At 65.6% G+C, this 26448-nt stretch carries 25 protein-coding genes; 8 read left to right on the forward strand and 17 right to left on the reverse strand.

From position 1 onward, the window contains the following. Nucleotides 1-2: 2 nt before the first annotated feature. Genes prpB through AC25Z0_RS14970 form a run of 3 tightly spaced genes read right to left on the reverse strand, consistent with a single transcriptional unit; the run spans nucleotide 3 to nucleotide 3168 of the window. The gene (gene prpB / locus AC25Z0_RS14960; protein ID WP_488133716.1) at nucleotides 3-914 is read right to left on the reverse strand and encodes a methylisocitrate lyase; all 912 of its coding nucleotides are present in this window, start codon (nucleotides 912-914) and stop codon (nucleotides 3-5) included. Next, a complete protein-coding gene (locus tag AC25Z0_RS14965; RefSeq protein ID WP_488133717.1) occupies nucleotides 914-2449 on the reverse strand; it encodes an MmgE/PrpD family protein in 1536 nt (511 codons plus the stop codon). Before AC25Z0_RS14965 ends, prpB begins: the two co-directional genes overlap by 1 nt. Further along, on the reverse strand, nucleotides 2446-3168 hold the full coding sequence (locus AC25Z0_RS14970; protein ID WP_488133718.1) for a GntR family transcriptional regulator: 723 nt from the start codon (nucleotides 3166-3168) through the stop codon (nucleotides 2446-2448). Before AC25Z0_RS14970 ends, AC25Z0_RS14965 begins: the two co-directional genes overlap by 4 nt. A 151-nt stretch (nucleotides 3169-3319) precedes the next feature. On the opposite strand from AC25Z0_RS14970, the gene AC25Z0_RS14975 reads away from it, so the two are divergent. From AC25Z0_RS14975 to AC25Z0_RS14985, 3 genes are all read left to right on the forward strand, one after another. Continuing rightward, on the forward strand, nucleotides 3320-3958 hold the full coding sequence (locus AC25Z0_RS14975) for a LysE family translocator (protein WP_488133719.1): 639 nt from the start codon (nucleotides 3320-3322) through the stop codon (nucleotides 3956-3958). 438 nt (nucleotides 3959-4396) lie between these two features. Then, nucleotides 4397-5746: a quaternary amine ABC transporter ATP-binding protein gene (locus tag AC25Z0_RS14980; protein ID WP_488121607.1), complete on the forward strand. Its 1350-nt coding sequence runs from the start codon at nucleotides 4397-4399 to the stop codon at nucleotides 5744-5746. Next, nucleotides 5743-7539 (forward strand): ABC transporter permease/substrate binding protein, encoded by a 1797-nt coding sequence (locus AC25Z0_RS14985; protein ID WP_488133720.1) that lies wholly within the window; start codon nucleotides 5743-5745, stop codon nucleotides 7537-7539. The genes AC25Z0_RS14980 and AC25Z0_RS14985 overlap by 4 nt, the downstream gene beginning before the upstream one ends. Before the next feature lie 473 nt (nucleotides 7540-8012). Here AC25Z0_RS14985 and AC25Z0_RS14990 read toward each other — a convergent pair whose 3' ends face one another. Both AC25Z0_RS14990 and AC25Z0_RS14995 read right to left on the reverse strand, forming a co-directional pair. Continuing rightward, a complete protein-coding gene (locus tag AC25Z0_RS14990) occupies nucleotides 8013-8996 on the reverse strand; it encodes an alpha/beta hydrolase (protein ID WP_488133721.1) in 984 nt (327 codons plus the stop codon). Between the two features lie 220 nt (nucleotides 8997-9216). Continuing rightward, nucleotides 9217-9765 carry a YbhB/YbcL family Raf kinase inhibitor-like protein gene (locus AC25Z0_RS14995; protein WP_488120910.1) on the reverse strand — a complete coding sequence of 183 codons (549 nt, stop codon included), beginning with the start codon at nucleotides 9763-9765 and terminating at the stop codon, nucleotides 9217-9219. Between the two features lie 100 nt (nucleotides 9766-9865). Here AC25Z0_RS14995 and trhO point away from each other — a divergent pair, with 100 nt between their 5' ends. After that, entirely contained in the window at nucleotides 9866-10780 is a 915-nt protein-coding gene (trhO, locus tag AC25Z0_RS15000; RefSeq protein WP_488133722.1) for an oxygen-dependent tRNA uridine(34) hydroxylase TrhO, read from the forward strand. Here trhO and AC25Z0_RS15005 read toward each other — a convergent pair. Continuing rightward, complete coding sequence (locus AC25Z0_RS15005) at nucleotides 10753-12174, reverse strand: LssY C-terminal domain-containing protein (protein ID WP_488133723.1); 1422 nt, start codon at nucleotides 12172-12174, stop codon at nucleotides 10753-10755. The genes trhO and AC25Z0_RS15005 overlap by 28 nt on opposite strands. A gap of 53 nt (nucleotides 12175-12227) precedes the next feature. Between AC25Z0_RS15005 and AC25Z0_RS15010 the strand changes: the two genes are divergently transcribed. From AC25Z0_RS15010 to AC25Z0_RS15020, 3 genes are read left to right on the forward strand one after another with little or no spacing between them, the layout of a single operon-like run. Next, complete coding sequence (locus tag AC25Z0_RS15010) at nucleotides 12228-13493, forward strand: cysteine desulfurase-like protein (protein ID WP_488133724.1); 1266 nt, start codon at nucleotides 12228-12230, stop codon at nucleotides 13491-13493. Nucleotides 13494-13522: 29 nt separating this feature from the next. After that, nucleotides 13523-14425, forward strand: coding sequence for an ATP-binding cassette domain-containing protein (locus AC25Z0_RS15015; protein ID WP_488120914.1), 903 nt, complete (start codon nucleotides 13523-13525; stop codon nucleotides 14423-14425). Further along, entirely contained in the window at nucleotides 14422-15255 is an 834-nt protein-coding gene (locus AC25Z0_RS15020) for an ABC transporter permease (protein ID WP_488120915.1), read from the forward strand. The genes AC25Z0_RS15015 and AC25Z0_RS15020 overlap by 4 nt, the downstream gene beginning before the upstream one ends. Nucleotides 15256-15353: 98 nt before the next feature. Here AC25Z0_RS15020 and AC25Z0_RS15025 read toward each other — a convergent pair whose 3' ends face one another. Further along, complete coding sequence (locus tag AC25Z0_RS15025) at nucleotides 15354-16448, reverse strand: S1C family serine protease (RefSeq protein ID WP_488133725.1); 1095 nt, start codon at nucleotides 16446-16448, stop codon at nucleotides 15354-15356. Nucleotides 16449-16836: 388 nt separating this feature from the next. Between AC25Z0_RS15025 and AC25Z0_RS15030 the strand changes: the two genes are divergently transcribed. Further along, entirely contained in the window at nucleotides 16837-17856 is a 1020-nt protein-coding gene (locus tag AC25Z0_RS15030; RefSeq protein WP_488120917.1) for an MDR family oxidoreductase, read from the forward strand. 50 nt (nucleotides 17857-17906) lie between these two features. On the opposite strand, the gene AC25Z0_RS15035 is transcribed toward AC25Z0_RS15030, so the two are convergent. The 10 genes from AC25Z0_RS15035 to AC25Z0_RS15080 form a co-directional block, all read right to left on the reverse strand. Next, a complete protein-coding gene (locus AC25Z0_RS15035; protein ID WP_488133726.1) occupies nucleotides 17907-18824 on the reverse strand; it encodes a hypothetical protein in 918 nt (305 codons plus the stop codon). A 112-nt stretch (nucleotides 18825-18936) separates the two neighbouring features. Further along, on the reverse strand, nucleotides 18937-20259 hold the full coding sequence (hemL, locus tag AC25Z0_RS15040) for a glutamate-1-semialdehyde 2,1-aminomutase (RefSeq protein WP_488133727.1): 1323 nt from the start codon (nucleotides 20257-20259) through the stop codon (nucleotides 18937-18939). Next, a complete protein-coding gene (gene hemB / locus AC25Z0_RS15045) occupies nucleotides 20256-21245 on the reverse strand; it encodes a porphobilinogen synthase (protein ID WP_488120920.1) in 990 nt (329 codons plus the stop codon). The genes hemL and hemB overlap by 4 nt, the downstream gene beginning before the upstream one ends. A gap of 34 nt (nucleotides 21246-21279) precedes the next feature. Then, the gene (locus tag AC25Z0_RS15050; protein WP_488120921.1) at nucleotides 21280-22059 is read right to left on the reverse strand and encodes a uroporphyrinogen-III synthase; all 780 of its coding nucleotides are present in this window, start codon (nucleotides 22057-22059) and stop codon (nucleotides 21280-21282) included. Then, entirely contained in the window at nucleotides 22056-22964 is a 909-nt protein-coding gene (gene hemC, locus AC25Z0_RS15055) for a hydroxymethylbilane synthase (protein WP_488133919.1), read from the reverse strand. Before hemC ends, AC25Z0_RS15050 begins: the two co-directional genes overlap by 4 nt. Before the next feature lie 47 nt (nucleotides 22965-23011). Beyond that, a complete protein-coding gene (locus AC25Z0_RS15060) occupies nucleotides 23012-24127 on the reverse strand; it encodes a ferrochelatase (protein WP_488133728.1) in 1116 nt (371 codons plus the stop codon). Continuing rightward, complete coding sequence (gene hemQ / locus AC25Z0_RS15065; RefSeq protein ID WP_488120923.1) at nucleotides 24127-24885, reverse strand: hydrogen peroxide-dependent heme synthase; 759 nt, start codon at nucleotides 24883-24885, stop codon at nucleotides 24127-24129. The genes AC25Z0_RS15060 and hemQ overlap by 1 nt, the downstream gene beginning before the upstream one ends. A gap of 137 nt (nucleotides 24886-25022) precedes the next feature. Continuing rightward, the gene (locus AC25Z0_RS15070; protein ID WP_488133729.1) at nucleotides 25023-25454 is read right to left on the reverse strand and encodes a hypothetical protein; all 432 of its coding nucleotides are present in this window, start codon (nucleotides 25452-25454) and stop codon (nucleotides 25023-25025) included. Continuing rightward, nucleotides 25444-25860, reverse strand: coding sequence for a phage holin family protein (locus AC25Z0_RS15075; RefSeq protein ID WP_488120925.1), 417 nt, complete (start codon nucleotides 25858-25860; stop codon nucleotides 25444-25446). Before AC25Z0_RS15075 ends, AC25Z0_RS15070 begins: the two co-directional genes overlap by 11 nt. A 39-nt stretch (nucleotides 25861-25899) precedes the next feature. Beyond that, nucleotides 25900-26400 carry a hypothetical protein gene (locus AC25Z0_RS15080; protein ID WP_488120926.1) on the reverse strand — a complete coding sequence of 167 codons (501 nt, stop codon included), beginning with the start codon at nucleotides 26398-26400 and terminating at the stop codon, nucleotides 25900-25902. Between the last annotated feature and the right edge of the window lie 48 nt (nucleotides 26401-26448).

The following is a 26448-nucleotide window of genomic DNA, read 5'->3' on the forward strand; positions in this document are numbered from 1 at the left end:
CCCTAGCGCTTGATCTGGAAGTTGAAGACAGTGGTGTCGAAGTGGTTGTAAGAACTGTAGTCAAGCAGTTCGTACAAATCTGCGCGATGTTGCATCTCACCCAAAACCGGTTCGAGTGAGCCGTGCTCGTTGATGGTGTCGAGGCCGCGCACGGCAGACCCCATCGCGAGCCGCAGCAGGGAGACAGGCCAGATGATCATGTTCATGCCGACATCCTGCAGCTGGTCGACGGTGAACAGCTCGCTCTTGCCGAACTCGGTCATATTGGCCAGCAGCGGCACGTCAACGGCAGCCCTGATCGCCGCGAACTCTGCCAGCGTGCCCATGGCCTCAGGGAAGATCGCGTCCGCCCCTGCATCCACGAGCTTCTTGGCCCGGTCAACGGCGGCGGCCAGCCCTTCTGCACCCGGCGCTGTGGCACGGATGTCGGTGCGCGCCATGATCAGGAAGTTCGGGTCTCGACGAGCGTCGACCGCAGCGCGAATCCGCTTCAGCGCGGTGTCCTCGTCGACGACCTGCTTGCCGTCGAGGTGCCCGCAGCGCTTGGGGTTGACCTGGTCTTCGATGTGGGTGCCTGCGAGGCCGGCATCCTCCAGGGTCTGGATGGTGCGCGCCACGTTCATCGGCTCGCCGAAGCCGGTGTCTGCATCGACGATCGCCGGCAGGTCTGTCATGCGGGCGATCTGCTGCGACCGGCCGGCCACCTCTGTGAGCGTGGTGAGGCCGATGTCTGGCAGCCCGAGATCGGCGGAGAGCACGGCGCCGGAGATGTAGACCCCGTCGAAGCCCTTCTCCTGGATAAGCCTCGCCGAGAGCGGGTTGAACGCGCCAGGGAAACGCTGGATGGTGCCAGAGGCCAGCCCCGCACGGAAGGCGATGCGCTTGTCGGCAGGCGTGGTTGTCGTGTACAGCATCAGAAGAGTCCCTTCGGCAGGCCGGCGGCCTCGAGCAGGCCCGGCTTGGCCATGATGGTGAGTTCGCCGATTTCGTGGGCGGAGAGTTCCGGCAGGCGCTGGGCAACGACCAGGAAGCGCTCGATCTCATCGGCATCGAGCACGTCGGCCGCGAGCGTGCGGAACTTGTTCACGTACTCCGCTCGCCCAAACGGCCTAGCGCCAAGCGGGTGCGCATCCGCTACGGCGATCTCGTCGACGATCTGGCTGCCGTCGGTGAGCGTGATGACCACGCGGCCGCCGAATGCCTTCTCGTTCACGTCGAGCGAGTGGTAGCGGCGGGTCCATTCCTGGTCTTCGATCGTGGTGGTCTTGTGCCAGAGCGCGACGGTGTCTGACCGCCCTGCTCGCTGTGGCGCATACGAGTCGACGTGGTGCCAGCTGCCGTCCTGCAGCGCGACCGTGAAGATGTACGGAATCGAGTGGTCGAGGGTCTCGCGGCTGGCTGCCGGGTCGTACTTCTGCGGGTCGTTCGCGCCCGAACCGATCACGTAGTGCGTGTGGTGGCTGGTGTGGATGACAACGGATGCCACGTTGTCGGGGTTCGTGACCTCTGGGTGCTCGGTGTGGATCTTGCGGGCCAGGTCGATCCAGGCCTGCGCCTGGTACTCGGCCGAGTGCTCCTTGGTATAGGTGTCGAGGATCGCGCGCTTGACCTCGCCGCGCTCCGGCAGCGGCACCTGGTAGGCGGCGGTCGGGCCGTCGAGCAGCCATGCGATCACGCCGTCTTCGCCCTCGTAGATGGGAGTGGGGCTGGTCTCGCCGCGCATGGCACGGTCAATGGCTTCGACGGCCATCTTGCCGGCGAAGGCAGGGGCGTGCGCCTTCCACGAGGAGATCTCGCCCTTTCGCGACTGTCGGGTGGCCGTCGTGGTGTGCAGTGCCTGGCCGACGGCCTGGAAGATCGTTTCTGCCGGCAGGCCGAGCAGGGTGCCGATTCCGGCGGCGGCGCTCGGGCCGAGGTGGGCAACGTGGTCGATCTTGTGCTTGTGCAGGCTGATGGCCTTGACCAGGTCGACCTGGATCTCGTACCCGGTTGCAATGCCGCGGACGAGGTCGCGGCCGGTCAGTCCACGCTTGGCGGCGACGTGCTGGGCGACGGCCACGATGGGCGGAATGTTATCGCCGGGGTGTGAGTACTCTGCAGCGAGAAAGGTGTCGTGGTAGTCGAGCTCGCGCACGGCAACGCCGTTGGCCCACGCGGCCCATTCAGGGGAAACACGGACGGCGGCATTCTCACCGAACACGTTGGCACCGTTCCCGCCCGTCGAGCGGGGGTGCGACAGCGCCTGTGCCCGAGCAGAGACGACGGGGCGGCGGGTCAGGGATGCAGCAGCAACGGATGCGTTGTCGATCACCCGGTTGATCACCATCTCGGTCACCTCTGCCGACACCTCGACGGGGTCTGCGGCGACCTCGGCGATCTTCCAGGCCAGCTGGTCGGTGCGGGCCAGGTTCTCGTCGCTGCGGTGAACGCGGACGTCGTGAAGCTTCATTGCGATTCCTTTTCCGATGTGGTGGTTCGATGTGGATCGTCGGCGTGATCGCCGGTGTGATCGCCGGCGGGCGATGGGGCGATGGCCGGGCGCAGCGTCTCCATCACGTTGACGAGGCTTGAGTGCAGATGGACGGCGGTGGCCTGAACGGCCAGGGTTTCGTTCTGGTCGAGGATCGCCTCCGCAATAAGGAGGTGTTCGGCTGCGGCCCGCGCGATGCGCTCTGGGTTCTCGCGAGAGAGTCGCCGAGCACGCACCAGATGCACGCGGAGTGCGCGCAGCGCGGTCTCCAGGTACGTGTTCTCGATCGAGCTGGTGATCGCGTCGTCGAACCGGTCGATGAGGCGGTAGAAGTCGGTGCGCTCCGCGTCGTCGAAGGCGCCCTGCCGGGAGACGCGGGCGAAGTCATCGCGGAGCGAGCGGAAGACCTCGGGGTCTCGACGGCGGGCGGCGAGCCGTGCCGCCTGGGTTTCGAGGGCCTCGCGCAGTTCGAACAGTTCAGAGAGGTGATCGGTGGAGAGGTCTGCCACCACATCGACGCGGCCGCGCTGCTCGACCAGCCCGTCCGCGGCGAGCCGAGCGAGCGCCTCACGCACCGGTGTTCGTGACACGCCGAGTCGCTCTGCGACCTCGATCTCGGCCAGCGGCGCACCGGGAAGCAGGCGCCAGTTCAGGATGTCGTCACGGAGCGATGCGTATGCTCGATCACTCGCTCTCATACGCCCATTGTATACGCAGACGGTATTATTCGCGAGTAAAATCATCCATTCGCCTGTTTTTGTATACACAGAGCCGTCCATGGTTGGCGGCCTGACTGCAGCGCGACGCCACGGTATCGACGATGATGGTGCGCCGGACTAGCATTCAGGAATGGTCCCGCTTTCCAACCTGTTGGCGTTCGCGCTGGCCGCCGTTGCGCTCATCGCGCTGCCGGGGCCAAGCGTGCTTTTCGTGATCGGCCGCTCGCTCGCCTTCGGGCGGCTCGGCGGCTTCCTCAGCGTGCTCGGGAACGCGCTCGGGCTCATCCCCATCATCATCGCCGTGGCCCTTGGCCTCGGCGTAATCGTCACTCAGTCGATCGTGATCTTCACGATCATCAAGTTCGTCGGTGCCGCATACATCGTCTATCTCGGCGTGCAGGCCATCCGGCACCGCAAGGACGCGTCGGCCGATGTCGGCGTCGCCGTGGCGCGTCGATCGAATTGGCGGCTGCTCGGAGAGGGCTTTGTAGTGGGGATCAGCAACCCGAAGTCGCTGGTGTTCTTCGTCGCAGTGCTCCCCCAGTTCGTCGACTATTCCCAGGGCGCTGTGCCGCTGCAGCTCGCAACGCTTGGCATGGTTTTCGTCGTGCTTGCCGTGCTCGGGGACAGCGTCTGGGCGCTCACCGCTGGGTGGGCCAGGGACTGGTTCGCACACTCACCGAAGCGGCTCGAAAAGCTCTCTGCCACCGGTGGCGTGATGATGATCGGGCTCGGCGGCGTGCTCGCCGCATCAGGGGCAAAGTCGTAGCAGAGGCTGGGCATTAGCCGTGCGTATTCGATCAAAAGCGAGTCGTGGCCGAAAGAAAAATACATAACTGCATATACGCTTCGATCCCTGTCATAGCGGGCGGCTCGGCAGGCGCGAGACCTCAGATCCGCGTAATTCCGGGCATCTCGGTTGGACGCGCCGGAACCCGGTTGATACGTTGTTAGACGGCCTTCGGGCCAATAACCAGTCCGCGACCACGCCGGCACCAGCACCATCGGCTGCCCGTGGCCGTATGGTGCACCAAGGTTGGCGGCGGTCCCATGACCACGCCCGCTCCGAGAGTTCGAGTCGCCCTGGCCCGTGCGCGTTGAATCGCGCAGCCAGTGCTTGATGGGTAACCGGAGCATGTCTTGGACACCCGGCCGACAGAAACGAAAACCCACAGCGCACAGCAATTCGCGTTTGGGGTGGAGTCACGTGTCCGACAAGATCGCAATCTCAGCAGAACACCTGTACAAAGCATTTGGGCGAAAGCCCAAGGAAGTAGTCAAGAAACTAGAAGCCGGAGCAAACCGCTCGCAGCTCACGAACCTCGGAACAGCCGCCGTCATTGACGCCTCATTCGAGGTCAAGGCCGGCGAGATCTTTGTGGTCATGGGCCTGTCAGGCTCTGGCAAGTCGACCCTGATCCGGATGCTGAACGGCCTGCTCGAGCCCACCTCTGGCTCGGTCAGCGTGATGGGCACGCCCATCAGCGGAATTCCGCCGCAGAAGCTCCGCGAGGTGCGCCGCCAGAACATCTCCATGGTGTTCCAGCACTTCGCCCTACTCCCGCACCGCACGGTGCTCGACAACGCCGCATACGGCCTGGAGATCCAGGGCGTCCCCCTCGAAGAGCGTCGCGCACGCGCACAGGCGATCGTCGAGCGCGTTGGACTTGCAGGCTGGGAAGACAAGCTGCCCAGTGAGCTGTCCGGCGGCATGCAGCAGCGCGTCGGCCTTGCTCGCGCCCTCGCCAGCGATACCGACATCCTGTTGATGGATGAGGCGTTCTCCGCCCTCGACCCGCTGATCCGTCGCGAGATGCAGGAACAGCTCATCGAGCTGCAGTCAGAGCTCGGCAAGACGATCATCTTCATCACCCACGACCTCAACGAGGCCATGTTCCTCGGCGACCGCATCGCGGTCATGCGAGACGGACGCATCGTGCAGGTCGGCACCCCAGACGACATTCTCACTGACCCGGCGAATGACTATGTCGCCCAGTTCGTCCAGGATGTCGACAGGGCCCGCGTGCTCACCGCCTCCGGCGTCATGGAGCCAGCGAAGTCCGTCGTGTCAGCATCGGCAGGCCCGCGTGCGGCTCTCCGCGCCATGCGCGACCTGCAGACGTCGGCCGCGTTCGTGGTCGGCAACGGCCGCAAGCTCATCGGCGTGGTCCGCGACAAGGACGTGATGCGCCAGGTGAAGGCCGGCGAGACAGACCTCGGCCTCATCGTCCGCAACGACGTGGCGACCATCGGCCCAGACGCGCACCTCAGCGACATGTTCGAGCTCTCCGTCGAGAGCGTGCTCCCGGTGGCTGTGGTCGACGACAAGCAGCGCCTGCTCGGGGTCATCCCCCGCATCACCCTGCTCGCCGCACTCGGAAACGTCTCGACGAACACGGATGAGATCGCCGTTGTCGAGCCCCCTGCCACGTATTCGATCGACGTGATCACCGAAACACTGCGGGAGACGGCACCCGCCGCTGCCGCTGCCGCGATTGCCGCAGAGGCGGCCGGCCCCACCCAAGCGCCAACCATGGCTGAAGGAGGTTCACGATGACCGACATTCGTCTTCCCATCGGCACCTGGGCTGAAGCCTTTGTGCAATTCATCACCGACGTCTTCCAGCCGGTCTTCAACGTGATCAGCATGGTCTTCGGCGGCTTCTACGAGGGCGTCGACTTCGTACTGCAAGCCCCGCCGTTCTGGATTCTCATTGTTCTCATCGCCGCTCTTGGCGTCTGGGCGCGTGGCTGGCTCTTCGGAGCCGGCACCGTTGTCGGGCTGCTGCTGATCGCCGGTGTCGACCAGTGGGCCAACGCCATGGACACCCTGGCGCTCGTACTCGTTGCCGCCATCATCGCGATCATCATCAGCGTGCCGCTCGGCATCCTGGCTGCGCGGTCACAGACAGCATCGAAGATCCTGAAGCCCGTCCTGGACTTCATGCAGACGATGCCAGCATTCGTCTACCTGATTCCGGCGCTCATCCTGTTCCGCGTTGGTGTCGTTCCCGGCATCGTTGCGACCATCATCTTCTCGCTGGCCCCCGGCGTGCGGATGACAGAACTCGGAATCCGTGGCGTTGACAAGGAAGTTGTCGAAGCCGGACACGCTTTCGGCGCGTCACCGCGTCGCATCCTGCGCCAGATCCAGCTGCCACTTGCGGCACCGACCATCATGGCCGGCGTCAACCAGGTGATCATGCTGTCGCTCTCGATGGTTGTCATCGCCGGCATGGTCGGCGCCGGCGGACTGGGAGGCCAGATCGTTCAGGCCCTCAGCCGCATCGACGTTGGACTCGGTTTCGAAGCCGGTCTCTCCGTCGTCATCCTCGCCATCCTGCTCGACCGCCTCACGGCATCCCTCGGCGCCCCCAGCCCGAAGCGCATCTTTGCGCGGTCGGCTGCGAAGGCCGCTGCGGTTGCCGGCGCACCGGCACGGCGCATGCGCAAGGGACTCATCGCAACCGGCGTTGTCGTCGTCGTTGCAGCCCTGGCCGTCACCGGCTTCGTGACGTCGAACTCTGGACCGGCATCCGCTGGACCAGAGAATGGCGACAAGAAGGACCTCTCCATCGCGGTCTTCAACGGCTGGCCGGAGGGCGAGGCCGCCTCGTACCTCTGGAAGAGCATCCTGGAAGACAAGGGATACAACGTCGAGCTCGAGTACGCGGATGCCGGCACGGCGTATGTCGGACTGAGCACAGGAGACTATGACGTTGTGCTCGACTCCTGGTTGCCGACCACCCACAAGGCCTACATGGAGCAGTACGGCGACAAGCTCGTCGACCTGGGTTCGTGGAACGAGGATGCGGCCAACTTCATCGCGGTGAATGCGGATGCCCCCATCGATTCACTGGAGGAGCTCGCGGCCAATGCCGACCTGTTCGACAACCGCATTGTCGGTATCGAGCCGGGCGCCGGTCTCACCGATGCCACAGAGCAGAACGCCATTCCGCAGTACGGACTGGGCGGCATGGACTTCGTCACGTCGTCCACACCGGCCATGCTCTCAGAGCTGAAGGCCGCCATGGCCTCCGGCGAGAACATTGCCGTCACCCTGTGGGCGCCGCACTGGGCCTACGACGAGTTCGACCTGAAGAACCTGGCAGACCCGAAGGGCGCACTGGGCACGACAGAGTCGATTCACTCCATCGGCAGCCTGGCGTTCACGGAGGACTTCCCCACCCTCTCGTCATGGATCAAGAACTTCACGCTTGACTCCGATCGACTGTACGAGCTCGAGAACGTCATGTTCAACGGTGACGCAGCCGGTGCCGGCGACTACGCCCCGATCGTGAAGGACTGGATCGCCGAGAACCAGGACTACGTGGACAGCCTCACGAAGTAGCTGATCCCGCCCGGGACGCACCTGCGCGTCACGACAAACCCCCGCACCCGAAGATTCGGATGCGGGGGTTTGTCGTCGTAGGGGGGTGTCGGCGTCGGAGGTTGTCGCCGGCGGGAGTGTAACCGGCGGGAGTGTCGCCGGCGGGAGTGTCGCCGGCGGGAGTGTCGCCGGCGGGAGAGTCGCCGGCGGGAGAGTCGCCGGCGGGAGAGTCGCCGTTACGCCCGAGAGTCGCCGTTGCAACGGCGACTCTCGGCACAAACGGCGACTCTCGGCGGTGGGGACGCGATAGTTCCCCCTCGTGGGCGAATTCCCGCATTGAGTTCAGCTGGGCGCGCGGAAACGCCCCTGGCGCGCAATTTATCACGCGCCAGGGGCGTTTTCCCGCGCCGGAATGGTCCCGCTACGCGGCGACGCCAGCGGCAGCGGCAGCGGCAGCGGCAGCGGCAGCGGCAGCGGCAGCGGCAGCGGTCGTACTACGCGGCGGCTGCGACGGGGCGGTGCACCCCGGCGACAGCGCCGACGAACGCGCCCAGACGACGGTAGACCTCGCGTGACTCAGGATGCTTGGCATCCTGCTGCCAGGTGTGCCTGGCGTTCGCGTTCGTGCGGTCGTAGATCAGCGTCTCGACGTGAATCGAACGCTTCCTGAGCGCCTGGATGAAGTTCAGATTCGACCCGTAGAAGTAGTCACGCTCCGACGTCGTCACGAAGACGGGCGGGAAGCCGTTGTCCAGCCACTCAATCGGCGAGATGAAACGCGCCGCGGCGCGCAGCAGGGCTTTGTCGCCGCGCTCCGGCAGCAGCATCCGCAAGAAATTGATGCCCAGGATGAACCCACGGTCGAACATCACGGAAAAGTCGGGGAAGCTGCAGTGCTGCACCAGACCACGCAGGCTGCCAGGTTCGACCGCAGGGGTGAGGCCGTGGTGCTCGGCCAGGTCGGGGTCGAAAGCGGATGCCGTGAGCAATGCCGCGATATGGCCGCCGGCCGAGTCGCCACCCAACACGATGCGGGAGGCATCACCGCCGAACTCGGCGGCGTGCGTCGCCACCCACTCGAGCACAGCGTTGCCGTCTTCGAGCATGTCGGTGGCGTGGAACTTGGTGGCCATCCGGTAGTTGGCGTTGACCACGATCATGCCGCCCTCGGCCGCCTGCAACGCGCAGTACTTGGTGAGTGGCGCTTTGTCGCCGGAGGTCCAGCCGCCGCCGTGGAAGTAGATGTAGACCGGAAGCTTCTCGTCTGCGTCGCGCGGCACGATGACGTCGAGCATGTGGGCGCGGGTGCCGTCACCCACGTAGTCGATGTCGCGGTAGTACTCGACAGAGTCGACGGAACCCTCGTTGAATTTCAGCTGCTCACGCGGGGCGATCGCCCCCATCAACGCGCGCCACATCCACACGGGAACTCGAGTGAGCGGGGTGGGCCGGGGAGGCGTGGCCGCGGGCTTGGTCATGGGTGCATTAGCAGTTAAAACGGTGGTCATGTTGAGATTTACTCTACTTTGGGCACCCGGGACGGCACTGAGAGGTCCCCATGCGCAGCCTGTGTGTCAACCCCCTTGCACCGTCAAATGCCCGCTCAGCAGGCTTTAAGGAATTGCACATTCTTTTGCAGCTGTGCAGCACTGCGACGGTACAGAACTGCATCGGTGCAGAACTGCACCCGTGCAAGACCTAGCCGGCGCCGCCGAACACGCCGGTCGACTCGATGATGGCCCGCCCGAGCACGTGACGGTGGAGGTTGCTGCCCAAGATTGCCGGCGTTGACTCTGGGTCAAGGGTGAGCGATGGCACATCCACCGCATGCACGATGAACTGGTAGCGATGCGTACCTGACCCTTCTGGCGGAGCCGCACCGGTGAACTCCGGCTGGCGAGCCTCGTTTGGCAGCGTCCGCGCCTCAGCCGGCAGCAGTCGGCCGCCCAGCGCACCCGCCCCCGCGGGCAGCGAGGTAACGGATGCCGGCAGGTTGTAGACAGCCCAATGCCAGAACCCGGAACCGGTCGGCGCGTCAGGGTCGTACGCGGTGACAGCAAAGCTGCGGGTCGACGACGGAAAGCCCGACCACTCCAGCTGCGGAGAGACACCCTGGCCGCCTGCACCCGTGCTGTACTGGGCCGGCTTCAACGGCTGCCCGTCCTGCATGTCCGTGCTGGTGAGCCGGAACAGCGGCACCTTCCCGAAACGGGCGAGCGGATCTCTGGACGAATCGTTCTGTGCCATCGACGTTCCCTCCTTCGCGATTCCGTCAGCCTGACACGATTGAGGTCCACCGGCGAGGGGCTCACGCCCAAGGCCCAGCCACGCCGCCTAAAATGAGGCAGTGGCTATTCCGAAGGTCCTCCTCTACTACGTGTTCACCCCGCTCGCCGACCCCGAAGCCATCCGGCTCTGGCAACGCGACCTCTGCGAGGGGCTCGGCATTCGCGGTCGCATCCTCATCTCCAAGGACGGCCTGAACGGCACGGTCGGCGGCGACATGGCCGCCCTCAAGCGTTACCTGCGAAAGACCCGCGACTACGCACCATTCAAAGACATCGACTTCAAGTGGAGCGAGGGCACCGGTCTCGACGCCGACGGCCAGAGCCTCGACTTCCCGCGGCTCGTTGTGAAGGTGCGCGACGAGATCGTCAGTTTCGGCGCCCCCGGCGAATTACAAGTGGATGCCGCCGGCGTGATCGATGGCGGCACCAAGCTCGCACCGGCTGAACTTCACGAACTCGTCGCCGAGCGTGGCGACGACGTGGTCTTCTTCGATGGTCGCAATGCGTTCGAGGCGGAGATCGGCCGGTTCAAGGACGCCATCGTTCCCGATGTCGCCACGACCCGCGATTTCGTCGCCGAGCTCGACAGCGGCAAGTATGACCACCTCAAGGACAAGCCCGTCGTCACGTACTGCACTGGCGGCATCCGCTGTGAGGTGCTCAGTGGACTGATGAAGTCACGCGGTTTCGGCGAGGTCTACCAGCTCGACGGTGGCGTGGTGCGCTACGGAGAGGCGTTCGGCGATGACGGCCTGTGGGACGGCTCGCTCTACGTCTTCGACCAGCGGATGTCGGTCGACTTCAGCGATCACACCGCGGTGATCGGCCACTGCACCGTGTGCGGAACGGCGACGAAGCACATGCAAAACTGCCGTGACCTGTCATGCAGGGAGCAGCTAGTTGTCTGCGAGGAATGCGCGGCCACCCAGGCGCCGAGCTGTGCGCTTCACGGTGTCGCAGAGGGCATTTCCTGAGTCGGTGACGCCGACCCAGAGGCGGACCCGGACGCGGACCCGGACGACCTAGGCGCAGACGCGGACGTCGCTCGCGACCGGCGGGAGACTCGCGGGCGCCTGGCGTATGTGCTGGCGGCGGTACTCGACAGCGCCAGCAGCACCAGGATGTCGAGGGCCAGGCTGACGAGCGTTGTCCGCAGCGTGATCTCCTCGTTGCCTCGCCAGTATCCGACGAAGGCCACAACGATGCTGAAGGTGGCCCCGGCCATGGCAACGATCCGAGCCCAGTTCCTGCCCTTCCAGATGAAGAACACGAGCACGAGGTAGAGGACCAGGGCCACCCCGTAGAGGGAGAGCAGAACGGCGAGCACGGCATCCGCTTGGCCGGTGGACAGGCTTCGGCCATTCTCGTCGGTGAGCAACAGGTCGTTCCGGAATTCGGCCCACTGCGCGAGAGCAGCAGCGATGAGGATGAACCCCGACAGCGTCCTGGCCGCCATCATGATTGCCCCAATGCCAATGGCCCTCGGCGCGCTGGTGGCGACCGACGCCGCCACAACGTCAGGGACGGCATCCTGCGCAACACGCACGTCTGTGACGTCGATGATCGGCATGTTGCCATCGGTCTGGATGCTGTCACCGCCGCCATTTCGCGAGTGATAGCCGGTCGAGAAGTCACGGAGCACGCGCACGCCAGCGCTGCTGTTTCCCGCCAGCACGCTCTGGACGATGTGATCGCGCTCGATATCGGTGTTGGCGTCGATCTTGTGCGTGACCTGCAGGGTGAACAGCGAGAAGCCCACCGCCCTGTCGAAGGTGCCTGCGGCCAGCCAGCCGACACGGTGGCCGCCGGGCAACAGCCATCCGTCGGGGCATTTCCAGAACCGCACGTGGTGTCGCTTCGCCGGGTTGTTCAGGACCTCCTGCTGGTACGCAAAGTCCTGCTTGCGGCCGAACAGGTAGAGCGGGCTCACCGGGGCTTCGTTGTAGCTGCGGCGCAGCATCGTGGCCAGCACGATCCGCCAACTTGAGGCCAGCGAGAGATCGTCGGCCCTCGTCCACCCAGCGGCGAGCATGGCCTCGTGAATCTGAGCCTCGTCGCCATCGACGGCCAGGTTGACCGGGTCGCCGAGCAGGCCGTCGCTCGTTCGCGTGCGCCCGAAGAAGTAGTCAGGCACGTAGATGTTGGTGAGGATCCTGTGCAGCCGTGGCAGGACGAGATACGCCAGCAGCAGCCAGAAGATGATGCCAATCCAGATGGCGCCCCAGCCCAATGCAAAGCTCTCGTCGAGGACCAGCACGGCGAGCCAGATTGCCGCGAGTCCGGCGAAAACAAAGAAGAAGGAGTCGAGAGCTGCGTTGAACGACCCCCGCGTGCGCACGGCAGCAACTTTGTCCGGCACCTCAGGCATGCCCCCATGGTATTCGCCGACCGCTGGCGATGGCGATGTGATTTGATTCATGCATGAGCTACGACACGAGCTATGGAGCGAGTTATGACGTCACTCACGTCAGGTCGCATTTTCCCTCACTGGCCAGCGGAATCGCCCATTTCGACGGTCCAGGCGGCACCCAGACTCCGCTCATGGTCGGGCATGCGATCTCGAACACGCTCACCGGCCCGCTGTCGAACCGCGGTGTTGGCGTCGTGTCTGAACGAAACGCCGACGAGGTCGTCGGGCACTTTCGTGTCGCGATGGCCGACCTGCTCGGCGCAGACCCCCGCGGCATCGTCTACGGCCGAAGCGCCACCCAGCTGACCTACGATTTCTCCCGGCACCTGTCGAAAACCTGGGGACCCGGCGACGAGATCGTGGTGACCAGGCTCGACCACGACTCGAACATCCGGCCATGGGTGCAAGCGGCTGAGCGGGTTGGCGCGACGGTGCGCTGGGCAGAGTTCGATCCAGCCACCGGCGAGCTTCCGGCCGCTGCGATTGCCGCCGTCCTCAGCGATCGCACCCGTCTCGTTGCCGTCACGGCGGCCTCCAACCTGATCGGCACCATTCCGCCCGTGCGGGAGATCGCCGATCTGGCACACGCGGTCGGCGCGCTCGTCTACGTCGACGGCGTGCACTACACGGCGCACGCCTCCGTCGATGTCACGGAGCTCGGTGCCGATTTCTTCACCTGCTCCCCCTATAAGTTCCTGGGCCCGCACTGCGGCGTCCTCGCCGCAGATCCAGAGGTGCTCGCCCTTCTCACGCCAGACAAGCTGGTGCCCTCAACGGATGCCGTCCCAGAGCGGTTCGAGTTCGGCACCCTGCCGTACGAGATCATGGCCGGCGTCACGGCCGCCGTGAACTTCCTGGCCACACTCGGCGACAGCGGGGCAAGCGGCGTCGGCCTCGGCTACGACGACCCGCGCACGCGACGCGAGCGTCTTGTCGACTCCTCGCTGGCCCTCGAGCAACACGAGAACGCCTTGCGCGCGGTTCTCGATGCCGGTGTCGCCGCGCTGCCAGGGGTCACCATCTACTCTCGGGCCGCCGAGCGCACGCCGACGCTCCTCGTCACTTTCGACGGGATCGATTCGCAAGATGTGTCGCGCTTCCTGGCCGCACGCCATATCTCCGCACCCTCCAGCTCGTTCTACGCACTGGAGGCATCCATCGCACTGGGTCTTGGCGAAGCCGGCGGCTTGCGCATCGGTCTCGCACCGTACAACTCATTCGACGACATCGGCCGGTTACTGAGTGGCCTCACCGAGTTCGTTGCCGGGGGGCAATAGGCTGGGCCCGAGTCGAAGAGGGGTTGCGAATGCCAACGGGCGCGGTAATCGAATTCCATAACATCACGAAGCAGTTCGGGCACGTCGCGGCAGTCGACGACCTCTCGTTCGCTGTCGAACCTGGCCGGGTGACCGGATTCCTCGGCCCCAACGGCGCAGGCAAGACCACGACGCTGCGGATGCTGCTTGGCCTGGTGACACCGACGCGTGGCACAGCCACATTCGACGGTGTTCGCTATCACGACCTGCCGAAACCCCTGTCGATGGTGGGTGCGGCGCTCGAAGCCGCTAGCTTCCACCCAGGACGCACCGCGAACGACCACCTCGGCATCTACGCGCGCGCTGCGGGCATTCCCCTCACCCGCATCCCAGAGGTGCTGCAGACCGTTGGCCTGGCCGAATACGGAACGCGCAGGGTCGGCGGCTATTCCCTCGGCATGCGCCAGCGCCTCGGTCTCGCATACACAATGCTCGGCGACCCTGGCGTGCTGGTGCTCGACGAACCCATCAACGGTCTCGACCCTGAGGGCATCAAGTGGATCCGCGGATTCCTGCGGGCGATGGCCGCCGAAGGCCGCACCGTGCTGGTGAGCTCTCACCTGCTCTCCGAGGTGCAGCAGAGCGTCGACGACGTCGTCATCATCGCCAAGGGCAAGCTCGTGCACCGCGGCCCGCTCTCCAGCCTCGACACGGACACCGCTCCCCAGGTAATCGTGGACTCCCCCGATCGCGAGGCGCTCACCACTGCCTTGACGGATGCCGGCATCCCGTTCTCCATCGGACGCACCGGCATACTCGCTGCCGAACCCGACCCTGGCCGGATCGGCCATCTCGCGTTTACCGCCGGCATCGAGCTGAGCGTGCTGCACAGACAGAAATCCGGGTTGGAAGAATCGTTCCTCTCGCTCGTGGGCGGAGGCGACTCACTGTGACCATCTTCATGCGCGCCATCAACGCCGAATTCGCGAAGCTGTTCACCACGCGCATGTGGTGGATCCTCGCCCTCATCCTGTTCATCTACATCGCCATCCTGGCCGGAGGCCTGGCCTGGCTGTTCGGCGGTATCCAGAGCGGTGAGATCACGCCGAACGCGGCCGGTGGCGGCGGCGGGGGCGCGCCTGAACTCGACAACCTGCCGGCGCTCATCTACAGCTTTGCGTCATCCGTTGGCTATGTGTTCCCCGTGCTCCTCGGCGCGTTGGCGACCACGGGCGAATTCCGCCACCAGACGCTGACACCGACTTTCCTGGCCAACCCGCGCAGGGCCAGCGTTCTCGGCGCCAAGACCATCTCGATGCTCATTGTCGGAGCTGTCCTCGGCATCGTCGGCCTGCTCGCCTCCATGGGTGTCGGTGCGCTGGTGCTGAATGCATTCGGCGTCGACCCGGCACTCGGCGACCTCGACACGTGGGCACTGGCCGGACGCTCGATCCTGGCCATGGCGCTCTGGGCGACGATCGGCGTCGGCCTCGGCGTGCTCGTTCCGAGCCAGGTGGCCTCGATCGTGATCGTGCTCGCGTTCACGCAGTTCGTCGAGCCGCTGCTCAGGCTGGCCTCGTCGTTCATCGAGGCGACAGCGAACATCGGCAAGTTCCTGCCGGGGGCCGCGTCCGATGCGCTGGTCGGCGCGAGCTTCTTCACGATTTCGAGCCCAGCGTCGGCCGTCCTCGACTGGTGGCAGGGTGGGCTCGTGCTCGTTGCCTACGCGGTCGTCGCAACCGTGGCCGGGTACTTCAGCAGCTGGAAGAAAGACGTCACCTAGCCGCTTTTCGTTGGTTGAGGAGCGAGCGCCAGCGAGCGTCTTGAAATCAGCCGGTGGTTTCGAGACGGCCTGGCCTCCTCAACCAACGAGTTGCGCTACTACGGAGCCGTTCCGAGCGTCACGTCTGTCGTCTTCTCCGTACCGTCCCTCAGGTAGGTGACCGAGATGACGTCGCCCACCTTCTTGGTCAGCTGGATGCGAGTGATCAGCGTCGTGCTCGTGGCGGGCTGGCCGTCGATCTCCGTGATGATGTCGCCCGCCTGCAGACCGGCCTCCGCCGCAGGGCTGCCGCTCACGACCCCGTCGACGAACAAGCCCTGCGGAGTGCCGAACTGTTCGGCGGCATCCGCTGAGATCAGAACCACGGCGATGCCGATGTACGGGTAGGTCACCGTGCCGTTGTCGATGAGCTGCTCAACGATCGATTCAGCGAGACTGATCGGAACCGCGAAGCCGATTCCCACGCTGCCGCTGGCCTCAGAGCTGACCGTCGCGATGGCCGTGTTCACGCCGACCTGTGCTCCGGAGCAGTCCACGAGGGCGCCACCGGAGTTGCCGGGGTTGATGGCGGCATCCGTTTGGATGGCGCCGGCGAGCAGCGCCGTCCCGCCGTCGTCACTCGGCACGGTCACGTCGCGCCCGAGGGCGCTGACGATGCCAGTGGTCACCGTGCTGGACAGACCGAGGGGCGCTCCGAGGGCAACGACAGGCTGGCCGACGATGAGGGAGTCCGAGTTTCCGATCTTGATCGCGGGAAGCGTGGTCGTCGAATCGACCTTTACCACCGCGATGTCGGCCTTCGGATCGCGGCCGACGAGCTGGGCGGTCTCACTCTCCCCATTGCTGAACAGCACAGTGATGGTGCCCTCTGTTGCCGCCGCTGAAATCACGTGATTGTTTGTGAGGATGTAGCCGTCCTCGCGAATAATGGATCCACTGCCGACCCCGCTGCCGTCTGAGGCCTCAACGGCGATCGTCACGATAGAGGGCAGTACGGTATCGGCGACCTGTGAGGCGTCGCACACGATCTGAGAGAGTTCGGTCGCTGCATCGGTGGAATCCACCGGCGCGGTGCCGGCGCTCGTGCTCGACGCGTTGTCACTGCGCTGTCCGGCGGCGCCACCGGCGAACCCTCCGATGAGCCCACCGATCAGGCCGAGCACGAGCGCGGCGGCGAGCACAACCCAGGTCACGCCGCCTGCTCGCTTCGGTTCCGACGGTGGTGGCGCGCCTGCGCCCGATGCTGACGGGGGCGGGCTGCTCGGGGGTGGCGTGCTGGGTGGCGGTGTGCTCGGGGGCGGGCTGCTCGGGGGTGTGCTGGGAGGCGGTGTGCTCGGGGGTGCGGTGCTGGGCGGTGTCGCCGACGATGGCGTGGCCGGCTGGGCCGCCGGTGGAACGCTGGGCTGGCGCGGAGCGTCGGATCCCTGTCGGGCGTCGGTTGGTTTGTCCTGCTCAGAATCCATGTCAGCAACTCCACTCACGAAATCGGCCTTCACGGCGGAGTCTATGTGAAACCTGCCAGATGGGGCCGATTCCTTCAGGATTGCTCCCATCAACGGCCCGCGTCCGTAGGCTGGGCACATGAGCGCCACTTCGAACTTCAGGGCCGTCGTCATTGAGCGGTCGGCATCGGCTGACGGCACCAGCATCGTGCGTTCAGGCGTCACCTCCCTGGGCGACGATGCGCTCATGCCGGGGTCTGTCACGCTCGATGTCTTGTACTCCAGCATCAATTTCAAGGACGGACTGGCCATTTCGGGTCGCCCTGGAGTAGCCAGAACCTGGCCCCTGATCGCGGGCATCGACGCTGTCGGCGTGGTCTCTGCAAGCACCGATCCGCGGTGGAGTCCGGGCGACGAGGTCATTCTGAACGGTGCCGGCCTCGGCGAAACCCACCACGGCGGACTCGCTGAAGTGGCGCGGGTCGACGGGGATTCCCTGGTTCGGCTTCCGGCCGGCTTGAGCGCACGGCAGGCTGCGGCCATCGGCACCGCGGGATTCACGGCCATGCTCTCCGTGCTGGCACTCGAGCGGGGCCAGGTCACACCAGAGTCCGGCGACATCCTGGTCACCGGTGCGGCCGGCGGCGTTGGATCCATCGCGATCGCCCTGCTGGCCGCGGCCGGCTACCGGGTTGTCGCGTCCACCGGCCGGGTAGATGAGCTGGGTGACTACCTCCGGTCGCTCGGAGCGGCGGACATCATCGATCGCCGCAGCCTCGGTGAGAGTGTGGGCAAACCGCTGCAGGAGCAGCGCTGGGCAGGAGCAATCGATTCGGTGGGCAGCGTGACGCTCGCGAATGTGCTCGCGCAGGTTCACTACGCCGGCGTGGTCGCCAGCTGTGGGCTCGCACAGGGCTCAGACCTGCCGACAACCGTGATGCCGTTCATCCTGAGGGCGGTGAGTCTCGCCGGCATCAACTCGGTCAACGCGCCGCTCGCACTGCGGGAAGAGGCGTGGTCTCGACTTGCATCCGACCTGGATCTCGAACTGCTCGACAGCCTGACGCAGGTCATCCCGTTGGAGGAATCACTCGCGGCTGCGGAGGCCATCCTGGCCGGATCCCTGCACGGGCGAACGGTCGTCGACGTTCGCGCGTAGTTCCGGGCAGCGCTGGCTGCAGGTCAGTGCCGGACGCCGCTCGCGGTCGGTTACGACTCTGGGGTCTCCGCGCTGGCGGTCTGGGAGCTGGCCTGACGCGCCTTCGTCGTGCGTTTCGCTGGGGTCTTCCCGGCGGCGCCTGTCGTTGACGTCGCTGCTGAGTTCACCGTGGACGTCGCTGCGGATTTCACGGTGGACTTCGCTGCGGCCTTAACGGTGGCCTTCGCCCGCGGCGCGCGCTGAGGCGCTGGCGTTGATGCCGGCTTGGGCGACACCGGCTTGGTTGCTGCGGCCTTGGGGGTTGCGCGCTTGGACGCGGCACGCTTGGGCGCCGCCGCCGTCGTCTTCGCTGTGGCGTCAGGCGCCGTGGCGTCGGGCGCTTCGGCCGCGGAATCCGGCGCAGGCTCTACTGCCTTGGCCGTTGCTGCCTTGGCCGCTGCACGCTTGGCTGACACCGCGGGCGCCGCCTTGGGCTTGGCCGGGGCCTTTGGCCTGGCCCGTGGCTTCGTCTTTGGGCGTGACTCTGGGGCCTCTGGGTCGCCTTCGCCTCGATCTGTGGCATCCGTCTCAGACGTCGTCCCCGGCTTACCAGCAGCGTCGGACTGGGCGTCCAACTCCTCGCCTGTCAGTTTGAGTGACGCGATCAGGTCTGGAGCGTGCTGGCTCGTCAGGATGACGCGGGAAAACTCTTCGTCGATCAGGTCGATCACCACGGCCTGACGCTTGCTCTTGACAGCCAGGAAGTCCTTGCCGCCGTGGAACTTCCATGTGCCGACCGCCAGTACGAGCGGCACAATCGTGCCGGGAGCCCTGATGCCGCGGATCCAGATCCACGGATCGTCGGTGATCGCCACAGACCGGATGTTCTCGCGCTGCACGACAATATCGTCGCGTCGTCGTGAAAGGGTTTTCTCTGCGGTCGACAGACTGATCTCGAGTCGGTCGGTGTGCACGCGAAGAGAAGCCATACTTCTAGTCTGCCCGGTCATCCTGCGAATCGGCTTGTGCGAATCTCACAAAGGCGTAACTACTCCATTGCCGCTCCGCTACACCAGGGCCAACGCTCGGTCTACGGGGCGCCTAGTCGGTCGCTCCAGCGGATGCCGCCGCACGCGCAGCCGCCGGAAGGGCCTCGAGAATGCGGTCGATGGCGGCGTCGTCGTGCGCTGCCGAAACGAACCAGGCCTCGAAGACCGACGGCGGCAGCGAGACGCCGGAACTCAGCATCGAGTGGAAGAACGGCGCGTAACGGAACGCCTCCTGCTCTGCCACTTGTTCGTAGTTGCGGGGCGCCCGAGCGGCTGCTGCCGCACCGAAGACGAAGCTGAACAGGTTGCCGGCACGCTGCACGCTGTGCTCGACGCCCTCGGCAGCGAACGCGGCCGACACGGCCTCTGAAATGATCTCGGCGTTGGCATCCAGGCGGGTGTAGACCGAGGCGCCGGCGGCTTCAAGGGTTGCGATACCGGCAGCGACAGCGACGGGGTTTCCCGACAGGGTGCCTGCCTGGTAGACCGGGCCGAGCGGTGCGAGATAGTCCATGACGTCGGCTCGTCCACCGAGCGCTGCGACGGGCAACCCGCCGCCGATGACCTTGCCGAACGTGAAGAGGTCTGGCTGGTAGCGCTCCCCCGCAGCGTGCTGGAGACCCCAGTAGCCGGCGGGGCCGACACGGAAGCCGGTCAGCACCTCGTCGAGGATGAGCAGTGCGCCGTTCTCGTGAACGAGGTCGGCCAGCGCGGCGTTGAATCCGGGATCCGGTGCCACGACGCCCATGTTAGCAGCGGCGGCTTCGGTGATCACGGCGGCGATACGGCCGGGGTGGGCTGCGAATGCCTCACGCACGGCATCGAGGTCGTTGTACGGCAGCACGAGGGTCTGGGCAGCGGTGGCCGCGGTGACCCCGGCTGATCCCGGCATGGCGAGCGTGGCCAGGCCGGAGCCGGCCTCGGCCAGCAGTCCGTCTGAGTGGCCGTGGTAGTGCCCGGCGAACTTCACCAGCAGGTCGCGGTTGGTGTACCCGCGAGCGAGACGGATGGCCGTCATGGTGGCTTCGGTTCCCGTCGACACGAGGCGCAGCTTCTCGACAGCGCTCACGCGACTCTTGACCAGTTCAGCCAACACCGTCTCAGTCGGTGTCGAGGCTCCGAACGAGAGACCGCGAGCGGCGGCATCCTGAACGGCCTTCACGACGAGCGGATGCGCGTGGCCGAGAATGGCAGGACCCCACGAGCTCACGAGGTCGACGTACTCGCGACCGTCGGAGTCTGTGACGTATGGGCCAGACGCTGAGACCAGGAACAGCGGGGTGCCACCCACGGAACGGAAGGCGCGAACGGGTGAGTTCACGCCGCCGGGGATCGACTGCTGTGCGCGGTCGAAGAGCTCGTCATTGTGGGTCATCGGGCATCTCTTTCGTTCATCCAGGTGGCAAGTTCAGTGGCCCAGTAGGTGAGCACGGCATCGGCGCCGGCACGACGGATGCTGAGGACAGACTCTTCAATCGATCGCTTGCGGTCGATCCAGCCCTGGGCTGCAGCGGCTTCGATCATGGCGTATTCGCCGGAGACTTGATATGCCCACACCGGAATACTGCTCATGGCTGCGACGTCGGCGAGCACGTCGAGGTATCCGCCGGCCGGCTTGACCATGACGACATCCGCTCCCTCAGCAATGTCGAGTTCAGCCTCGCGCACGCCTTCCCTGCGGTTGCCTGGGTCGAGCTGGTACGTGCGACGATCGCCTTCGAGCGTCGACTCGACAGCGTCTCTGAATGGCCCGTAGAACGCCGACGCGTACTTGGCCGAGTAGGCCAGCACTGCGGTGTCTTCGAAGCCGGCGGCGTCGAGAGTCTGCCTGACGGCGGCGACCTGGCCGTCCATCATCCCGCTCAGGCCGAGCAGCTGGGATCCGGCCGTCGCCTGCGCCAGCGCCATGTCGTTGTAGCGGATGAGCGTCGCATCGTTGTCGACGCGACCGTCTGCGGCGAGCACGCCACAGTGACCGTGATCGGTGAATTCGTCGAGGCACAGGTCGGTCTGCACGACGAGGGCGTCGCCGATCTCATCGACGATGGCGCGCGTGGCGACGTTCAGAATGCCGTTTGGGTCCGTGGCCCCAGATCCAACAGCGTCGCGCACAGTGGGGACGCCGAACAGCATGACGCCGCCGACTCCGGCCGCTGCCGCCTCTGCGACGGCGCGCTTTGCACCGTCGATGCTGTGCTGCATGACACCCGGCATTGAGACGATCGGCACCGATTCGGTGATTCCCTCACGCACGAAAAGTGGGAGGACAAGCTCGGCGGGGTGCAGGCGGGTTTCGCTGGCCAGGCGTCGTAGCGCGGGGGTGGCGCGCAGGCGACGTGGCCGAATGATGGGTGTAGTCACCAGATAAGCCTACGACTCCGTGATGAACGCCAGCTCAGCGTGCCTCGGCGACCTCGACCAAGGCGTCGATGAGGGATTCTGCGGTGCGGTCTGCGGCGATGACGTCGACGTCGAGTCCGATCGCGGCAGCGTCCTTGGCCGTCTGCGGGCCGATGCAGGCGACGAGCGTGCCTGCTGGGATGGGTCCCAGCTGTTCCTGAACCTGCTGGGCCACGCTTCCAGAGGTGACGAGGACGGCCTGGACGAGCCCGGCGGCAACATCGGACACGACCTTGTCGCTCACAGGGACGCCGATGGTGCGGTAGGCGACGACCGACTCAACGTCGTGGCCGACGCGGCGGAGGCCCTCGGTGAGGAGAGGCTTGGCGATCTCGCTGCGCAGGGTCAGCACCTTGAGGGGGATGACGCCGTTCGTGGCGGCTTCCCAGATCTCGAGCAGGCCGCGAGCAGAGTTGTCTTCAGACGGCACGATGTCGACCGTGTAGCCGGCCGCGGTCAGCGCCGCAGCCGTGGTCTCGCCGACAGCGGCGACGCGCGTGTTGGCCGGAATGACGGCGCGGTGCGATGACAGCACGTCGACCGTCGTGGCACTCGTGACGGTGATCCAGTCGAATTCGCCGGCTGCCAGACGGGCCAGCGCGGCTTCCAGCGTTGCGGCGTCGTCTGTCGGTGCGAAGTTGATCATGGGCGCCACGATGGGCTGCGCGCCCTTCGACCGCAGGTTCGCGGCCACCTGGTCGCCCCACGGGCCACCGCGCGGCACGAGGACCCGCCAGCCCGCCAGCGGTTTCGCTGTCTCCGTCTTCGTCGTCACGATGTCACACCCAAGGGCGCGAGCGTGGCGGCGCCACCGGCCAGCAGTTCAGCGGCGACGCGCTCCGCGATGTCCTCTGCAGCCTCGATGAGGTGGTGGAGGGCGTGTGGCTCCGGCGTCGCAGCGTGCGAGCTGGTGATGCTGTCGGTGCCGTCGGGGCTGTAGACGGTCGCGGTGAGGAAAATCAGGTCGTCGATGACGGCCGTCGCCCCGATCGGAGCCGAGCAGCCGGCCTCCAGCCTGGCCAGGACCAGGCGTTCGGCGATGGTGATTGCCTGGGTCGACGCGTGGTTGATCGCTTGCAGCGCAACGGCCAGCTTGCGGTCCTGCGGACCATCCCGCACCTCGAGCGCGAGTGCACCCTGGCCGGGAGCGGTTGGCCACTCCGAGAGTTCGAGGTACTCCGTCGCGACAGCGTCGAGGCGCCCGAGCCGACCGAGGCCTGCCGCAGACAGGATCACGGCGTCGAGGACGCCATCCGATACAAAGGCCAGGCGTGTGTCGACGTTGCCACGGATGTCGACGACCTCTAGTTCGGGGCGTCGGGCGCGCAGCTGGGCAGCGCGACGGGGCGAGCCGGTGCCAACCTTGGCGCCGTCTGGAAGCGAATCGAGGGTGAGTCCGTCGCGGGCGCACACGACGTCGCGGGCATCCGCTCGCTTGGGCGTCGCGCCGATCAGCAGGCCAGGGTGCGCGGCCGTCGGCAGGTCCTTGAGCGAGTGCACGATGACGTCGCACTCGTTCGCCAGCAGGGCCTCGCGCAACGCGCTGGCGAACACCCCTGTGCCGCCCATGCTCGCGAGCGAGTCGCGTGACGTGTCACCGTGGGTGGTGATCGGGATGATCTCGACCTCGACGCCAGCGGTTGCCGCAATGCGGTTCGCCACCGTCGTGGTCTGCGCCATGGCAAGCGCGCTGCCGCGGGTGCCGACCCTGATTACTGTGGATGCGCTCACGGTGCTTCTCCTGCCAGCGCCGGCTTGAAGCCAAGGCGCACATTTTCGCAGCAACCTGGGCGACAGACGTCGTACCAGGGGCCCAGCTCTGTGAGTGCAGGGCGCTCATCGACGGGCGTGTCATTGACCCGCTCCATGACGAGGTCGACCAGGCCGCTGACGTATGCCGGGTTCGTGCCGGGCGTTGGAACGCGAACAGAGAACAGGCCGTTCTCCTTAGCGGTCTCCGTGGCCTCGTTGTCGAGGTCCCAGAGCACCTCCATGTGGTCGGAGACGAAACCGAGCGGAACGATGACGACGGCACGGATGCCACGTGCGGGCAATTCCGCGATGACATCGTTGATGTCGGGCTCCAGCCACGGCATGCTCGGGGGGCCACTGCGCGACTGGTAGACCAGCTGCCAGCTGAGACCCTCGGACGAGTCTGCGGGGGAAGCCGCAGCAATGACGACCTCTGCGACCGCCTTGTGCTGGGCCGCGTACGCGCCACCCTCACCGAAGCCACGCTCTGCTGGGCCGCTCTTGGCGGCATCCGTTGAGGGAATCGAGTGCGTGGCGAAGAGCACCTCGACCTCGGTGTGCATGTTGATGCCGGGGTTCGCCGCCGCGACATCGGCCAGGCCCTGGCGCACACCCTCGATGAAGGGAAGCACGAAGCCGGGGTGATCGAAGAACTGGCGCACCTTGTCGATGTGCACGACGCCTTCGAGGCCGGTGGAGGTGAGTGCAGCCGCGAAGTCTTCACGGTACTGGCGGCAGCTGGAGTACGAGCTGTATGCGCTGGTCGCGATGGCGATCAGGCGATCCTGGCCGTTCTCGTGCGCCTCGGTGATGATGTCGGCCAGGTAGGGGTCCCAGTTGCGGTTGCCCCAGATGACGGGCAGGTCAACGCCACGGAACTTCAGTTCGGCCTCGAGGGCCGCCCTGAGCGCGCGGTTCTGGCTGTTGATCGGGCTGACACCGCCGAAGTGTCGGTAGTGGTGGGCGACCTCTTCGAGGCGCTCCTCAGGGATGCCGCGCCCACGCGTGACATTCCGCAGGAAGGGGATGACGTCGTCCTGACCCTCTGGTCCGCCGAAGCCAGCCAAAAGAATTGCGTCGTACTTCGTCACTACTGCAGCACCTCCACGAGTTCAGCCAACGTAATTCTGCGGCCCGTGTAGAACGGGACTTCCTCGCGCACGTGGCGACGGGCATCCGTTGCCCGCAGGTCGCGCATGAGGTCGACGAGTTCGGTGAGCTCATCCGATTCGATCGGGAGCAGCCACTCATAGTCACCGAGCGCGAATGCTGAGACGGTGTTGGCCAGCGCGCCGCGGAATGCAGCGCCCTTGCGGCCGTGGTCGGCGAGCATCTTGCTGCGCTCTGCCTCTGGAAGGAGGTACCACTCGTAGCTGCGCACGAACGGGTAAACCGTGAGCCAGCCGCGCGCGGGGATGCCGCGCAGGAAGCCGGGGACGTGGCTCTTGTTGAACTCTGCGTCGCGGTGAACGCCCATGGCGTTCCAGGTGGGAAGCAGGCTCTTGAGCAGCCGGGTGCGTCGAAGTTCGCGGTGCGCCCACTGCAGCGACTCTGCGTCGTCGGCGTGCGTCCAGATCATGACGTCTGCATCAGCCCTGAGACCGGAGACGTCGTAGAAGCCCCGAACCGTCACGCCCTCTTTCTCGACGAGGGCAACAACGTCATCCAGTTCATTGACGGCATGCTCAACGTCGCGTCCGTCGAGGTCGTCCGGGTTAGCCGGATCCCTCCGCAAAACTGCGAACAAAGTGAACCCCTGGGGCGATGCTTCGGGTTCACTCAGTGAAGAATCGGGGTGAGTTGCGGGCTGGGTGCTGTTTACTGCCTCTCCGGCAGCCGGGTGAGTCATGCCTCTAGTCTCCACTGCTTTGCCACCAGAGCCAAAAACGAGGCTCGGCAACACGCGGGCTCAGCAGCACAGCGGCTCAGCAACACAGCGGCTCAACGACACAGGCACGGCGGCCTGGTGGCTGGACACTCGCCGCATCAGCGGCGTTGGAAAGCCCTGACTCCCAGCCACACGGCTGTACCGACGATTGTGGCGGCACCGAGGGCGATGCCCAACAGGGCCGGCGGGCTGTCCTCGCCGAGGCGCTTCAATGCGTCGTTCGCGTGCTGCGTCTTGAGCTTCACCTGCTTGGGCACGTTGAACTTGAATTCAATGGCGTCGAGCGTGCTCGCGAGGTCTGCCCTGGCATCCTGCGCTGTTCGACGCAGCTCAGCTTTCGACGGATGCCCGGTTGACTCGCTCTTTGACGAGTCGCTCTTTGACGAGTCGGGCTTGCTGGCGGCGTCGTGCGACGAGTGAGCGGATGCCGACTTCGCCCGCGACGCGGTGTGCGACGCGGTCTGCGCCGCCTGCTTTGCCATGCGTTCAGCGGCCTTGCGCGCGTCCTGTGCGTTCGACTCAGCGGTCATATTCGCCAACCCCCTTGATTGCATCGACGTCGTTGCGCAGGCTCTGGCCGAGTCCGTCCGGATCCTGTTTGGTTGCAGCCTTCACCCGGTTGAGACCGATGAGCGCGAGGATCACGGCGATCAGCAGCAGCGCGACGCCCACGATGAGCGCAGAAAGCCAGAGCGGCAGCGCTAGTGCAATGGCGATGATCGCCAAGGCGATGAACACGCCGACCGCGAAGTACAGGAATACTGCGGCACCCACGAATAGCCCGATGCCGATGCCAAAGCTTTTCGCCTTGCCGGCCATTTCGGCTTTGAAGGCGTTCAGTTCGGCTTTCACCAAGGCGCTGAGCTGACCCGGTAACTCCGAGATCAGCGTGATCAGCGATTTTTTGGTTTTTGGATTGAATCTGTTGTCAGTCACAGAACTGGCTCCCCGCTGTTGTGTGCGTTGAACGTCGCCTTATTTATCGTCAGCGGACGTGTCGGCAGCGTCGTCCGACGTCGTCGACTCTGCAGCGCTCGTCCCGACGGGGCCGGGCTTCGCTTCCGTTGCGGACTTCGTCGAGTTCTTGGCCGCGGACTGTGCGGCGCGTGCCGTGGCCTGGACTGCGTCTGCCGCTGCTGCCTTGGCCTGGGCCGCCGCATCCGCTGCAGCCTTGGCCGTTTCGTCTGCCTTCGCCTGGGCCGTCTTGGCAGCGGATGCCGCAGACTTGCTTCCGGACTGAGCTGACTTCTGCACTGCGGCGACGATCTTCTTTCCGGTCTCGAACAGGGTGGCTGGCGTGTCGCCAACCTTGCCGAGGGCGAAATCGCGCACCTCGTGCACGGTGCGCTGGACCGGTTCCGTCTGCCAGAAGTTGCTGGCCGCCGAAGCAATCTGGTCGTAACGCTTACGACCGGCGCGAGCGCCGAGTACGTAGCCGACCAGTCCGCCGGTTATAAAAAGGATCTTTCCGCGCATTGTGACTCCATTCGCCGAGCTTCACGTGTCCCCAGAGTATCCCGCCCG

Source organism: Leifsonia sp. Y862, assembly GCF_057669585.1.

Bases quoted from the DNA above. Each gene is read 5' to 3' on its own strand.
- prpB (WP_488133716.1), bottom strand. From the start codon at position 914: ATGCTGTACACGACAACCACGCCTGCCGACAAGCGCATCGCCTTCCGT.
- AC25Z0_RS14965 (WP_488133717.1), bottom strand. From the start codon at position 2,449: ATGAAGCTTCACGACGTCCGCGTTCACCGCAGCGACGAGAACCTGGCC.
- AC25Z0_RS14970 (WP_488133718.1), bottom strand. From the start codon at position 3,168: ATGAGAGCGAGTGATCGAGCATACGCATCGCTCCGTGACGACATCCTG.
- AC25Z0_RS14975 (WP_488133719.1), top strand. From the start codon at position 3,320: ATGGTCCCGCTTTCCAACCTGTTGGCGTTCGCGCTGGCCGCCGTTGCG.
- AC25Z0_RS14985 (WP_488133720.1), top strand. From the start codon at position 5,743: ATGACCGACATTCGTCTTCCCATCGGCACCTGGGCTGAAGCCTTTGTG.
- AC25Z0_RS14990 (WP_488133721.1), bottom strand. From the start codon at position 8,996: ATGACCAAGCCCGCGGCCACGCCTCCCCGGCCCACCCCGCTCACTCGA.
- AC25Z0_RS14995 (WP_488120910.1), bottom strand. From the start codon at position 9,765: ATGGCACAGAACGATTCGTCCAGAGATCCGCTCGCCCGTTTCGGGAAG.
- AC25Z0_RS15005 (WP_488133723.1), bottom strand. From the start codon at position 12,174: ATGCCTGAGGTGCCGGACAAAGTTGCTGCCGTGCGCACGCGGGGGTCG.
- AC25Z0_RS15010 (WP_488133724.1), top strand. From the start codon at position 12,228: ATGAGCTACGACACGAGCTATGGAGCGAGTTATGACGTCACTCACGTC.
- AC25Z0_RS15015 (WP_488120914.1), top strand. From the start codon at position 13,523: ATGCCAACGGGCGCGGTAATCGAATTCCATAACATCACGAAGCAGTTC.
- AC25Z0_RS15030 (WP_488120917.1), top strand. From the start codon at position 16,837: ATGAGCGCCACTTCGAACTTCAGGGCCGTCGTCATTGAGCGGTCGGCA.
- AC25Z0_RS15035 (WP_488133726.1), bottom strand. From the start codon at position 18,824: ATGGCTTCTCTTCGCGTGCACACCGACCGACTCGAGATCAGTCTGTCG.
- hemL (WP_488133727.1), bottom strand. From the start codon at position 20,259: ATGACCCACAATGACGAGCTCTTCGACCGCGCACAGCAGTCGATCCCC.
- hemC (WP_488133919.1), bottom strand. From the start codon at position 22,964: ATGGCGCAGACCACGACGGTGGCGAACCGCATTGCGGCAACCGCTGGC.
- hemQ (WP_488120923.1), bottom strand. From the start codon at position 24,885: ATGACTCACCCGGCTGCCGGAGAGGCAGTAAACAGCACCCAGCCCGCA.
- AC25Z0_RS15070 (WP_488133729.1), bottom strand. From the start codon at position 25,454: ATGACCGCTGAGTCGAACGCACAGGACGCGCGCAAGGCCGCTGAACGC.
- AC25Z0_RS15080 (WP_488120926.1), bottom strand. From the start codon at position 26,400: ATGCGCGGAAAGATCCTTTTTATAACCGGCGGACTGGTCGGCTACGTA.